This is a genomic window from Clostridia bacterium, from assembly GCA_035628995.1.
In the GTDB taxonomy this organism is placed as follows: Bacteria; Bacillota; Clostridia; order Lutisporales; family Lutisporaceae; genus BRH-c25.
The window spans coordinates 31722-46192 of sequence record DASPIR010000025.1 but is presented as its reverse complement, the minus strand read 5'-3'; the positions used below and the strand labels follow the sequence as shown (position 1 = coordinate 46192).

Here is a 14471-nt window from a genome sequence, read left to right as displayed (position 1 = left end):
AATGCCGGACTGGCAGTCGGTAATAGCAGTACCGATGATAGACAGGGGAAGGCTAAAGGGAGTGGCTTATCTTTCTGCATCCATAAAGAACAAGGAATTTGATGCGGGCACCTACAACTATGTGAAGACTTTGTCCGACATCATGACTGCGGCATTATAGTGCAGGTCATGTGCCTGCACTTTTGCTTTGAAACAGTTTGTATATTTTGGTTGTGAATTGTATAATTTAATTATATGCAAATAAGGGGAGGGGTCACTATGAAAGGATTTGGCAGTTTAAAAACTAAGGGCATTACGATATTGCTGGCAATATTTGTTCTGGTAATAGCGTTCTTTAGTAATATAGCGGTATATCTGATTGACTATCAATGGTTCTCAGAGCTTGGATACAAAGAGGTATTCTTTAAAAAGCTTTTTACTCAATTGCAATTTTTTGTTCCTTCACTTATAGTACTTTTTGTTTTATTTTATGTGTATCTTAATTCCATAAGTGCTCATTCTATAAAGCACAGCGGTGTCGTACTTTCCAATGTTGAAAAAAAGGTTAGGAGGAAGGTATTCCTTCTGTCTTCCTTGGGTCTGTCCTTTATTCTCTCATTGATATTCGTAGTTGATTTATGGTATGATTTTCTGATTTTTATGAACAAAACCGCTTTTGGGATAGCAGATCCAATATTTTCAAGAGACATCGGTTACTTTATATTTTCACTTCCGTTCCTTAATAAACTATATAACTTCTTGTTGGTGCTTGTATTTGCATTTGCGGTATTGACTCTGCTTTTCAATATGTTCAATTTCTTTAATACAAAGGTGACCAATGAACATTTTGATATAAATGTACGGCCAATTAACAATCCCAAGGATATATACAGGAACATTCTTGGTGCTGCCTCAAAACAGCTGATGTTTTTAGGAGGAGTATTCTTCCTGCTAATGGCCTTTGGTTTCTATCTGAGAACCTTTGACCTGCTTTATTCTCCAAGGGGAGTTGCATATGGCGCCGGTTATACTGATGTTAACGTAGCCCTTCCATCATATTATATTTACATGGGTATCTGTGTACTGACCGCTGTGTTGTTAATACTTTCAAGAAATAAGAAAAGCATCAAACTGGCTGCCTTTGGCCCACTGCTCCTCATAGTAGCAATGGTTGTTTCAGGAGTCGTTTCAGGATCAGTCCAGAGCATAATTGTAGCTCCAAACGAGTTGGCAAAGGAAGAGAAATACCTGCAGAACAATATTAATTACACAAATTATGCATATGGTCTTGATAAGGTACAGGAAAAAGAGTTTCCCGTAGACCAGGATCTTACCAGAAAGGATATCGAAAACAACAGGGTAACGATAAACAACATACCTATAAATGATTACAGACCAGCAAAAGACATATACAACCAAATACAAGGGTTGAAGAGTTACTATCAGTTTAATGACATTGATATAGATAGATATATGATAAACGGTGTTTATCGGCATGTCTTTGTATCCGCAAGGGAGCTTCAAACTGCCAATATACCAAAGCAGACAGAGGCCCAAGCAGCTTCATGGATAAACAAATACCTCAAATTTACCCATGGATATGGTGTTGCAATGTCACCAGTCAACGAAGTTACTACTTCGGGTCAGCCAAGACTGTTTATTAGAGATATGCCTGTAGTATCAGATATTGATATTAAAATAGATACTCCACAGATATATTTTGGAGAGCTTACTAAGGATTTTGTCATAGTTAACACAAGGGAAAAGGAGTTTGATTATCCCGCCACTAATGCAAATGTCGAGACAGAGTATAATGGAACAGGTGGAATTAAGCTCAACCTATTGAATAGGATGCTTTTTGCAGTAAAGGAAGGAAAGCTCAACTTCTTGCTGTCCCAGGATTTAAGCTCAAAGAGTAAAATACTGATAAATAGGGAAATAACCAAAAGGGTTAGTAAACTTGCCCCATTCCTTAGCTATGATGAGGATCCATATGTAGTTGTAAGCAACGGAAAGCTATACTGGATACTAGATGCGTATACAACCAGCAACAGATATCCTTATTCAGAGCCCATCAACAGCCAGACAACAACAAATTATATAAGAAATTCTGTTAAAGTTGTAGTAGATGCTTATAACGGAACCACTGAATTTTATATTGCAGATGCAAATGACCCATTGATACAGACATACTCTAAAATATTCACTACGTTATTCAAGCCGTTGGCCGAAATGCCGGAAGGCTTAAAAACACATGTTAGATATCCCCAGACGCAGTTCGATATACAGGCAGATATATATAAGAAATATCATATGAAGAGTGCGCGTGAGCTTTATAACAAGAGTGATGTCTGGGATGTATCCACACAAATTTATGGAGCAAGTACTGCCCAGGCAAATGCTGAAACAGTAGAGTCTTCATATCTTATAATGAGACTTCCGGGCAGCGAGAAGGAAGAGTTCCTGCTGATGGTTCCGTATACTCCACAAGGAAAAAACAATATGATATCCTGGCTGGCAGTAAAGAACGATATTGAAGATTATGGGCAGATAGTGCTTTACAATTTTCCATCGGGGAAGATTGTAGAGGGTCCTATGCAGGTGGAAGGAATAGTCAGTCAGGATACTATAATTGGCCCGCAGCTAAATCTGCTTGCAACAGGCGGAAATTCGCAGGTCATACGAGGAAACATGCTTACCATACCTATTGAGGATTCAATACTGTATGTAGAGCCCATATATATAAAGGCATTAAATGCAAATGCACTTCCAGAGCAAAAGAAGGTAATTGTATATTTCAGAAATAATGTTGTTATGGAAGATTCTTTGGAAAAAGCCCTTGCAAGAATATTTCCGATAGAAGGAAAGGTAGAGGAGCAGCCAACTCCAACTCCTGCACCTACTGAAAACCAGGATGCTACAGTAGAGGAGCTCATAAGAAGGGCAAATGATACATTTGCTGCTGCACAAAATGCACAGAAGGCTGGAAACTGGGCAGAATATGGAGGAAAGATTACAGAGCTGGAAGACATACTAAGAAGACTTAATTCACTGACTGGTGGAGCCCCAAATCCCGAAACACCGCCGGCACAGAATAATCAATAGACAAATGAAAATAGCCCCGGGGGGAGGGCTATTTTTATTTAGAACTTTTTCTTCTACTATTATTATTTCTTCTTTAGAGAAAGTTATTCAGTATAATTTGGAGAGTATAAATTAATTATTTAAATATAGGTTAAATTGATATAATATATATGTAAAATTAGGAAATTCACATATGTAGAGCAATAAATGATGCAATGGAGTGATGTGCTTGTACAAGGCAAAGGATAAATATGATTATTATGAATACCTCAAGGATGCATTTGAGAAATACGGGACTGAAGTAAGTTCATATGGTGAAATAAACTATGGACTGCAGTTCAATATCGTTCTCAATGAAAGAAAGTGCTTAATAAGGATTTATGAAAGTAAAAAAAATGGAGTAAGATGTGACCTATCACAGATAAAGGATGAAGAGAGTCTGAAGCTTATTGAGGGCGTCACTCGAACGGGGAGCTTAATAAAATCAGAACATAAAGAAGCCAAGGCAGCCAGTAATGCTGAAGATTCGGAAATGGAGCTTATAGGCACTGATGAATCAGGCAAGGGAGACTATTTTGGACCTCTTGTAATTGCAGGAGTATATGCAAATGCTGATATGAAGAAAAGGCTAAAGGAAATAGGGGTTGCTGACAGCAAAACTCTTTCTGACACGAAAATTCAAAAGCTGGCTGTAGAGATAACTAAAACCTGCCAGTACTCAGTAGTCTCCATAGATAATAAGAGATATAACGAAATGTACAATGAAATCAAGAACTTAAATAGGCTTCTTGCCTGGGGCCATGCGCAGGTTATTGAGAACGTGCTGGAATTAGTGGATTGCAGCAATGTACTGTCTGACCAGTTCGGAAATCCGGAGCTTATTAAAAATGCATTGATGGAGAAGGGAAGAAAGGTTAACTTGGAGCAAAGACCAAGAGCGGAAGAAAATGTGGTGGTAGCAGCTGCAAGCATCCTTGCAAGGAATGAGTATGTAAAGGCGATGAATAAACTGTCCGAGGAATATGGGATGGAGCTCCCCAAGGGTGGCTCATCAATGGTGGTCGAGGCAGCACGAGAATTTGTACAATCTAATGGAAAAGAAAAACTTTCGAATGTCGCAAAGCTGCACTTTGTTATAACGGAAAAGATATAATAACGGTTGCGAGGTCACGGGGAGTAGGGGCGATTCATGAATCGCCCGTACAGGCTATGAAAAGTATTGAAAGGAGAAGCAGGTATGAAAAGAGTAAATGTTTATTTGGCAGAGGGCTTTGAGGAAATTGAGGCCATTACTGTTGTTGATGTCTTAAGGAGAGCGGATATCGATGCAAGAATGATATCCATAACGGGTAAGAAGGAAGTAAAAGGAGCTCATAGTATTACAGTAACAGCCGATGAGTTGTTTGAGAATGCGGACAACTTAGGAGCGGATATGATGGTGCTTCCCGGCGGAATGCCAGGGACCAGGTATCTTGGAGAGCATAAAGGTCTCAAGGAGGTTATCCTTGGTTTTGCAGATAGGAGCAAGCCCATTGCAGCAATTTGTGCAGCTCCAAGTATCCTGGGCAAATTAGGACTCCTTGACGGCAAGAGAGCAGTTTGCTTTCCAGGCTTTGAAGAAACACTCAAGGGAGCGGTTATTGGCGAGGATATTATTTCACAGGAAGGAAACTACATAACATCAAAAGGCCCCGGAACTGCCATATACTTCGCATTGAGACTGGTTGAGGTACTGACAGATAAGGAAGCGGCAGAGGAGCTAAGAGAAGGAATGATTGTGCAGGGATAGCAATGTATAGCTACATAAGCTGCATTAGCTTTGTATATCGACTCACACAATATAAGCTTTGGACAGAATTAGAGCTTGATACTTGTAAAACTCTAACGCACATAAACCCAACGTCCTGTTGGTATGTGCTAGATTTACATCACGTAAATCTTACGGGTTTTCCTACGTATCAAGCTCTATTCTGTTACCCAAAGGCTTATAAGTGTTCGCTGATATACAAAGCTAATGCTTCCCTATATCGATACATAGCTTTCCTCTACTGAGTAGCTAATTGGTAGAACAGCCAAATCAATAGCCTAAATGTGCTTATACAGAAATTGTCAATGGCACTTAGGAGCGGAGCCTTAGAAAAGTCGTATGCGAGGCAGGACGCCGAAGCAAGCCTTACACGTCCAGGTCTGGATATTGGAAGGCGTTAGACTTTTCTTAGGTGTAGTGAGTTAGTGCCATCAATTTTTGTATACTCATATGTGGCTATGATATGGCTGTTCTTATTTTGGGTGGTTTCCTATTAACCTCGGGGAGATTAACTCTCCTTATACTGCAGTAGATACAGATCATAATACATGCCTTTCTTGTCCAGTAACTCCTGATGAGTGCCCATTTCTCTGACCTTTCCTTTATGCAGCACTATTATATTGCTCGCATGCTGTATGGTTGAAAGTCTATGGGCTATGACTATAGTGGTCCTATCCTTGATAACCTTGTTTATTGCATCTTGAATGAGCATTTCAGTTTCTGTATCGATATTGGAGGTTGCTTCGTCCAGCACCAGTACCGCCGGATCAAAAGCCAAAGCCCTTGCAAAGGCCAGAAGCTGTCTCTGGCCGGAAGAAAAGGTCGTTCCTCTTTCGTTAACCTCTTCATCGTAGCCTTTAGGCAGTTTTTCTATGAATTTATCTGCATTTACAAAGCTTGAAGCTCGTTTTATAGCCTCATTATCAATGCTTGCTTCGTTTAGTCTGATGTTGGATTTTATATCTCCTGAGAAGAGAAATACATCCTGAAGTACTGTTCCAATCTGTGACCTCAATTCATATTTATCTACATTTTTAATATTCTTTCCATCTATAAGTATTTCACCTTTTTGTATATCATAGAGCCTGCTGATCAGACTTATTATAGAGGTTTTACCGGCTCCGGTAGCTCCTACAAAGGCTGCAGTTTCTCCTGAGTTGATTTTAAAGCTGACATCTCTTAAGACCCAGTTTTCTCCCTCATAAGCAAACCATACATTCTTAAATTCAATATCACCATTGATTCTTCCAAGTGCATCTGGAACATTAGGATTGTTAATTGTCTCCTTCTCATCAAGCAGAAGAAAGATTCTTTCTGAGGAAGCCATAGCTGACTGAAGGATATTGAACTTTTCTGTCAGGTCATTGATTGGCTGGAAAAACTGTTCAATATAGTTTATAAATGCAAACAGTACTCCAAAGGGGAGGGTTCCTGACAGCATCCTTGCGCCGCCATACCAAATCAGCAGGGATAGTGCCAAAGAATATATGAGGTCCATGGATGGTCTGAATACAGCGAAAACGAAAAGCTCTCGCATACTTGCCTCGCGATACTCCTTGTTGATATTTTCAAATTCTTTGTAGTTATAGTGCTCTCTATTGAAAAGCTGTATAGTACGCATTCCGGATATATTTTCACTTAATGTGGCATTTATTTTGGCGAGTTTGACCCTGGTCTGCCTATAAGCGTTTCTTGCTTTAATCCTAAAAATTGAGGCAGATAATATTATCAAAGGAATTATTATAAAGCTTACCAGAGCCACTTGCGCATTCATCTTAAGCATTATTATAACTATCCCGCAGAGCATAAGCACATCCTTGAACAGGTTCACAAGCACAGCGGTATACATCTCGTTAAGATTTTCCATGTCACTTGTTACTCTGGTTACCAGCCTTCCTACAGGGTTCCGATCAAAGAAGGAGAGGGACAGCTTCTGAAGATGCGTAAAAAGCTCCTGACGCATGTTGTAGATTATTTTCTGCCCGGTATAGTTCAAAATGTAAACCTGAATGTAATTTAGAATAAAGCTTCCCAGAATAATAAGCAAGAATATTATGGAAATCCTCTTTATACCTGTTTTATCCTGCTCCCGGAAAGCTTTATACTCATCTTTTGATAAGAGCTCTCCATAGAAATTACCTTCCTTCACTGCTGTCAAGTCCGACGCGGAGTTTTTATCAAAAGCTCCATTTATAAGGTAGTAGTCTTTTCCCACCTTCACTAGCTGATATCTTTCTTCTGTCTTATGTTCTTTTGCAAGCAGGCTTTCCCTTACATAATATTTATCTTTATATTTAACACTGGGGTATTCTGGTTCTTTGTTGAATGCGGCCATTGGTGCGTCATAGGCTGATATATGATTATCAATTGCCATCTTTATGAGATAAGGCCTGGCAAGGTCTGCGGCTGTAATAAGTGTAAGCATAAAAATGCAAATGAGCAGCATCCACCAATAAGGCTTGGTGTATTTAAGCAGTCGTTTCATAAGCTTCATATCAAAGGCTTTTCCGAGGGCTTCTTCTTCCTTGAGATTATTATTCATTTCAACACCCCTATGTATTTGTTTCGCGAAAAACATTTTACATTGGCCATTCAAATTTCGCGTAAACATTTCATTGTTTTTGTTGAATTCGCACCACACTCAATAGAATCGTATGTGCATTCAACATTGTTGCTCAATTTTTTCTTCGAGCAGCTGCTTTTCATATATATTGTTATAGAGTCCCTTAACTTGCACCAGCTCTTCATGGGTACCTTGCTCAATAATTCTGCCTTCATCAAGGACTATTATTTCATCAGCATCCTTTATGGTTGATATCCTATGGGCAATTACAATAGCAGTTTTGTTCCTCATTACCCGCTTGAGACCACCAAGTATGAGCTCTTCAGTCTTTGTATCCACTGCAGACAAGGAATCGTCAAGTATTATGATTTTTGGATCCTTCGCTATAGCTCTTGCTATAGAAACTCTTTGCTTCTGACCTCCAGATAAGGTCACACCTCTTTCACCCAATATGGTATCGAACTTCCCGGGAAACTCCATTATATTGTCATAGACCTGAGCTGTTCTTGCTGCAGCTTCAACTCTTTCCATATCCATGGAGGTATCGGAAAAGGCAATATTATCTCTTATTGATGCAGAGAAAAGAAAATTGTCCTGAGGGACATACCCAATATTTTTTCTCAGTTCCCTAAGAGGTATATCATAAATATCAATTCCATCTATAAGAAGCTCTCCGGGTTCCGTATTATAAAGTCTCATGATCAGGTTGACCAGAGTGGTTTTGCCGCTGCCTGTCTTGCCAACTATAGCAAGGGTTTTACCCTCTTCAATTCTTAGATTGATTCCTGATAAAGCAGGAATAGAAGCACCAGGATAGGTAAAACTCAGATTGCTAAACTGAAGAGAGGGTTTATAATCGTGGATTTCCAGGATGTCTTCCTTATCGAATATTTCAGGAGAGATATTGAGTATTTCGTTGATTCTCTTCATAGAGGCAGTTCCCCTCTGAAGTATGTTTATAACCCAGCCAAGGGCCATCATAGGCCAGGTTAGAAGACCAAGGTATGAAATGAAGGATACGAATTGGCCAAGTGACAGCTCATCATCAATGACCTGAAGGCCGCCATAATAAAGGGCCATTAAGAAGCTAAGGGCTCCGATGAAGGCTACTGCAGGGAACATAAACCCCCAAACCTTTATAAGGCTCATATTCTTGTTCATATAATTATCATTGAAGGCAGAGAACTTTTTTATTTCGCTGTCTTCCTGGACAAAGGATTTTACAACTCGAATTCCGGATATGCTCTCCTGAACTCGGTCCGTAAGCTCTGAAAAGGCTTCCTGTACACCTTTGAACTTGCTTTGAACAATTCGTCCAAAGAAAATCATGAGAGCTGCTATGATCGGAAGCGGTAGAAGGGCAGCCGCAGTAAGCCGCAGGTCTATGGTCGTGACCATAATGATTACTGTAGCCGAAGTAAGAAAAATTGCATCGGTTATCATGACAATTCCAGGGCCGAAGGCCATTCTTACGGCATTTATATCGTTGGTTGCATGGGCCATTAGATCACCTGTTTTGTGGTTGTTGAAAAAGTTGGGTGCCATCAGCTCCAGATGTGCAAAAAGCTTGTTTCGGAGCCAGTATTCCAAGTTTCTTGCAGACCCCATTACCAGCATTCTCCAAATATATCTGCATACTGCAATAAGCACCGCCAGCGAGATAATAACAGCTATATAGTAAAATATATCCCTCATAGCAAGGGAGCCGGCCCCTAATTCATCTGTAATCCTTCCAAGGATTTTGGGTGTTATAAGCTGAAGGGCATCTACCAATACCAGCACAGCAACACCCCATATGTACTTCCATTTATGCTGCAGAAAGAACTCCTTCAAATAAACAAATGTATGCATATAACCCTCCCATACATATCCAAAAAAAATAAAAAAACCCACATATAAAGATTTTATATCTAATAAGTGAAGTTTACAAGTATACAATGGGTATTTATGTTTACAGTTGTTTTAAGCGCACTTTTGATGCCAGTCAGGAACTTCTTCCCAGGCGGAAAGCTGATTTTTGGTATACTGGCTGTAATTTTGTTTGTATACAAAACAGGTTAAACAGTGTATAAATAAAGGAAATATGGTAATTGCTGTCGAATAAAATGCTATAGAATATAATTAAGGAGGCCGGCAAATGTTCAATCTGAAGCTTACGAAAAAAAATAAATCTGAAGATGAACCACGCATACATCATGCTGTAAAGGATAATCTGGCTTTAGAGAAAGAAAATAATGATAAAATAGCACTATGTAAGAATAATCAGAAATGCATAGTAGACAGAATTGATAATAAAATAGGGGAGGCCGGTCTTGTAGTTGACAGCTTGATAGATGTTACCGGAAACATATCAAAGTTTGTAGAAATACAGATTGATTCAGTTCAGAAGCTAGTAGACGAAATCAGCAATTATTCCGCACTTGCAGAAGAGGTATTTGCAAACACTGAAAATGCAAAGCAGATATCAGAACAGACAATGAGTGTTGCCAGGCAGGGAAGCAGTGCGGTTGATGATTCCATAAAAGCTATGAATGTTATTGAAACATCAGTGCAGCAATCAAAAGAGGTTGTAAATATGCTGAGCAGCAAGGCTGCCAACATTAATGAGATGCTTGATGTTATAAAGGATATCGCAGATAGCACAAATTTGCTCTCACTCAATGCTGCTATTGAAGCTGCAAGAGCAGGTGAGTCCGGCAGAGGATTTGCTGTTGTTGCACAGGAAGTGAAGAAACTGGCGCAGAGAAGTGTTGATTCTATAAAATTTATAAATGATATAATAAATGAAATAAATGATAGTGTCGCAACAGCCCTGGATTCGATGGATACAACCATCGATAAGGTTAAGGAAGGTACGGATATATCAAAGAATACCATGGAGGTATTCAATACTATCATCAAAGCGGTTGACAACAATAGCAGTGTATCTGACGAGATAAACACCGCTATAATAAAGCAGACATCTAATCTTGAAGCTGTGGTTAATTCCACTCATGAAATGAGCAGAACCTTTGAAAGACTAATCTCAACTGTAGAGCAGGCTTCTCTATATACACAGTTTACAAAGACATCTCTGGAATCCCTGCAAAATACTTCATCAGATTTGAAAGGCTCTACGGATAAGCTGATTCATGAAATAGCTGGTCCGAGCACCTATGACTCCGTAGTGACAACTTGTATTCCAAGCTCTTTGCAGACTTATGATCCACATATGTCTTTTGAGTATATTGGAAGCCATATTATGTCCAATATCAACAGCGGACTTCTTACTGTAAGCTCTTCCGGTCAAATAATGCCGGGTATTGCAAAGAACTGGTATCTTGAGGAAGATGGCCTGACTTGGGTATTCCAGCTGAGAAAGGGAGCAAAGTTCCATAATGGAAGAGTGATTAATGCAGAGGATGTAAAGTATTCCTTTGAAAGAGTTCTGAGTCCAGAGCTCAATTCTCCGAACAGCTGGGCACTTATGTGCGTGGATGGAGCAGAAGAGTACAATCGTGGGAGGGAGAAGGGAGTCAGGGGTATAAAAGTGCTTGACAAGCATCGTATATCCGTGAGCCTTACATTGCCATACTCTGGTTTTCTTCTAAATTTGGGACAGTTTTGTACAGCCATACTACCGGTGGAGGAGATTCAAAAGTGCAGTTTTTCGGGCTGCGGTCCCTATCAGCTTGTAGATATCCAACCTTCTGGAGCTACTCTTGAAGCTTTTAAGGACTTTTACAATGGTGAGCCTTATATTAAGAAGATAATAGTAAAGTTTGATGATGTAAATGCAGCAGAAGAGCTTATAGGGGGCAGGTACGACTATATAATAGCTGATAAGAAGGACACCATTAATTCAATAAGGGGAGTAGAGGGCATTACATTAAAAACCAGAAGCATCATAGGTACTTACTATGTGGGCTTCAACCTATTGTCAGACTCTCCCTATGTTCAGAACAAGGAAGTAAGAAAAGCACTGAATATGGTAATCAACAAAAAAATAATTATTGATGAGCTTTTAGGTGGAATGGGTATAGAAGCAAAGGGGCCGTTCCCTCCAAGCATGATAGACAACACAAATGATGTAGGATATGGCTACAACCCAAGGCTTGCAAAAGAGATATTGCAAAAAAATGGGCTGAGCAAAACCGGACAGAAGCTGAAGATATTAGCAAGAGAAGAAAGCGACACTTCAATCTATAACCCTCTGACAGACTTTATTGTTAAGGATCTTATGGAAATAGGGATAGAATGTGAGTTTATTAGAGTTCAGCCGTCTCAGTACTTGAATTTAGAGTGCATACATAAGTGTGATATTTATATAAGCCGGTGGATTGGTGATACCGGAGATCTGGATAATTTCCTGCAGCCTCTCTTTAACTCTGAGAGCAAGACGAATTTTTCAAGTTACAAAAAAGAAATAGTTACAGAGAATATGAACAAAGCAAAGGAGATTATCAATCCTGAGAAGCGGATAGAAATGTACAAGAAGATTCAGCAGACGATAGTTGATGATGCTCCGTGGATTTTCTTATATCACCCCCAAGCAGGGATTGCCTATAAGAACAGTATTGCAGGAATCAGGCTGAGCCAGCTTGGATTGCTTAAATATGAAGATATAATACTGGAAGATATATAGAAAGATATAAAAAAATCCGGAGGTCTTGGCCTCCGGATTTTATCATCCACCTGCTAAAAGATGAATAGCTTTAACATCGTCTCCGTCATGTATTACTGTAGTCTCAAATTGTTCGTTGGGTATTACCACATCATTTATTTTTACTACTATCTTATGGTAGGTATAGGTCTTTCGTTTAAGCATCTCGGTGACTGTCATGCCTTCCTCCCACTGCAACTCCTTGCCATTCACATGTATCATGCTGCACCGCCTTGTACTTTAGATATGTCTCTTTACAACTTCAACTACCTCAGGAAGATCCATTCCAAGCTCCTTGAGCTTTTCCAGGGTTGGAATTCCGTCCATTGTCCAGCCCCTTCTCTTGTAAACAGCATCTGTCAGCTTCTCATACTGGTCTTCCCTATATTCCCTCATTACTTTTATCTTTGCTTCTGTGCTCTTTCCTGTTGGGTCGAAGCCAAGCAGTTCCTTAAGCTGACCATCATATCTTTCCTGCCGTGATTCATATTCCTCCACAGTAACAGGACCCATAGCTCTATAAGGTATTCTGTCATTTATTCTCTTACCTTTACCCATTCTAATGTTGAATATTCTCTGGAAATTATATACTCTTTCTGATTGGGTAATAAGCTGGTTCTTGTCGATGCTGTTTCCCGTAACTGCGTTAAATATATCTACGTAATTCTGCACATGCTCAGGAATCTTTGCGGGCTCATCTGTATATTTATTGTCTGCTGGCGTTACATCATTCCAAGGAAGCTTGCAAAGGCCATTTAAGCCAAACCATGTCCTGAACATAGGAAAGTAATGCAGTGCTTCAGCCTTATTCTCAAAGGTAGGAATCTGATTGTTAACCATATCCATGAATATCAACCATGCTTCATCATGTTGTGGTCCTTTGTTGGTAAGTCCATAGCCTCCCTGCTGTGCAAGGGATTCTTTCGGCATATACTCAGAAAACTCGAGCCCTTTTTGTTCCATACCTATGTCATTTATAAAGCTCGGGTCTGTATTGAATTCCTTTATGAAAAATTCTTTCAGCTTCTTAGTGCCTAGTCCGGCTATCTTGCCAAAGCCGACCCCCCTTGACATCTGGTGTATAAGCTCCAGGGCTGCATCTGCATTGCCAAACTTCAGCTCAAGGCCTCCGGTCCTTTCTTTGTTGAGTATGCCGTTTTCATAGCACTCCATGATGAAGGCAGTCATTGTACCGAAGGAAATGGTATCAATGGCATAAGTATCACAGTAGAAGTTAAGCTCAAGTATTGCGTCAGGATCGAATATTCCACAGTTGGAACCGAGTCCTGCAGCGTTCTCATATTCAGGACCATCAACTATGACTTTCTGTCCTTTGTATGGACCGGTTTTGAGCACGAAATTGTCTACTGCCTTGGCACAGGCCATGCTGCAGCCGTACCAGCAGCCGTCAGCCATACCCTGGGTTATTTTCTCCTTAAAAACCTTTGAAGAAATTTTTCCGGTATTCTTATGGGAGCCGAATTTATAATTGTGAGTTGGAAGTAAATCATACTGATCCATTACCTCAATTATATTGGCGGTTCCAACCTGTCGCATCCTGTTTTGCTTATCGTCAAGGTCATGCATTTCCTTGTGAAATTTAATGCCCGTTCTGTTTAATGTGCCTTGATCAGCAGGGTGATTGAGATTGCCCTTAACGCCTTCGAAACGAACCACAAGGGCCTTTATCCTCTTATCCCTGAATACTGTCCCGATTCCGCCTCTTCCGGCTTGTTTCAGTCTTGTCGCTTTTCTCCTCACATCATAGAAGGTGAAGTTCAACAAGCCTAAATGTGTATGCTCCGCTGCGGTACCTGCAGATACTACAGATATATTTCTCTTGTCTGCTTCATTTTCAGCGTACATTTCAGTGAGCTGCTCGCCGAGTACATGACTGTCAATGGCCTCAAGAGGAGCTTCTTCTATTCTTACCACACCATTATTGCCGTCTATGAATATAATGACATCCTTGTCAGACTTGCCTTGCAGCTCAAGAGCATCAAAGCCCGAGAACTTAAGAAGGGGACCAAAATATCCTCCAACATTACTGTCAATAGGCATGTCAGTAAGTGGTGAAAGACTTACAACAAGGGACTTTCCGGAACCTGGATATTGTGTAATTCCACCTAATGGACCGGTAGCTATTACTATCTCATTTTCTGGATCGTTCCATTTTGTTTTCTCTGATACTGCATTCCAGAGGTACCATAATCCAAAGCCCTTGCCTCCAATGAACTTATCCTTCATCATTTGCGTCACAGGCTTTTCTTTGACCTCTTTATCACTGAGGTTCACATATAATGTTCTATTGGTGTAGCCTTTTTCTATTTTCTTCAGCTCGTATTTGTACTCGCAAAGCAGCTTGTGAGCTGATTTCAAATTTTCAATATTCATTG

General features: G+C 40.0%; 8 protein-coding genes. 4 read left to right on the top strand and 4 right to left on the bottom strand.

Going from position 1 to position 14471, the window contains the following annotated elements; all coding sequences use genetic code 11:
* The first annotated feature begins 258 nt into the window (after positions 1–258).
* The 3 genes from VEB00_11190 (at position 259) to VEB00_11180 (ending at position 4852) form a co-directional block, all read left to right on the top strand.
* Positions 259–3084 carry a UPF0182 family protein gene (locus tag VEB00_11190; GenBank protein HYF83576.1) on the top strand — a complete coding sequence of 942 codons (2826 nt, stop codon included), beginning with the start codon at positions 259–261 and terminating at the stop codon, positions 3082–3084.
* 208 nt (positions 3085–3292) lie between these two features.
* The gene (gene rnhC, locus VEB00_11185) at positions 3293–4216 is read left to right on the top strand and encodes a ribonuclease HIII (GenBank protein ID HYF83575.1); all 924 of its coding nucleotides are present in this window, start codon (positions 3293–3295) and stop codon (positions 4214–4216) included.
* 84 nt (positions 4217–4300) lie between these two features.
* Positions 4301–4852, top strand: coding sequence for a DJ-1 family glyoxalase III (locus VEB00_11180; protein HYF83574.1), 552 nt, complete (start codon positions 4301–4303; stop codon positions 4850–4852).
* 526 nt (positions 4853–5378) lie between these two features.
* Here the strand turns inward: VEB00_11180 and VEB00_11175 are convergent.
* Positions 5379–7412: an ABC transporter ATP-binding protein gene (locus tag VEB00_11175; protein ID HYF83573.1), complete on the bottom strand. Its 2034-nt coding sequence runs from the start codon at positions 7410–7412 to the stop codon at positions 5379–5381.
* A gap of 120 nt (positions 7413–7532) precedes the next feature.
* Complete coding sequence (locus VEB00_11170; protein ID HYF83572.1) at positions 7533–9284, bottom strand: ABC transporter ATP-binding protein; 1752 nt, start codon at positions 9282–9284, stop codon at positions 7533–7535.
* 286 nt (positions 9285–9570) lie between these two features.
* Here VEB00_11170 and VEB00_11165 point away from each other — a divergent pair, with 286 nt between their 5' ends.
* Entirely contained in the window at positions 9571–12057 is a 2487-nt protein-coding gene (locus VEB00_11165) for an ABC transporter substrate-binding protein (GenBank protein HYF83571.1), read from the top strand.
* Positions 12058–12099: 42 nt separating this feature from the next.
* On the opposite strand, the gene thiS is transcribed toward VEB00_11165, so the two are convergent.
* Together thiS and VEB00_11155 are read right to left on the bottom strand one after the other, a co-directional pair.
* Positions 12100–12297, bottom strand: a complete 198-nt coding sequence (thiS, locus tag VEB00_11160; protein HYF83570.1) for a sulfur carrier protein ThiS — start codon at positions 12295–12297, stop codon at positions 12100–12102.
* 18 nt (positions 12298–12315) lie between these two features.
* A complete protein-coding gene (locus VEB00_11155; protein HYF83569.1) occupies positions 12316–14469 on the bottom strand; it encodes an aldehyde ferredoxin oxidoreductase C-terminal domain-containing protein in 2154 nt (717 codons plus the stop codon).
* Positions 14470–14471: the final 2 nt, after the last annotated feature.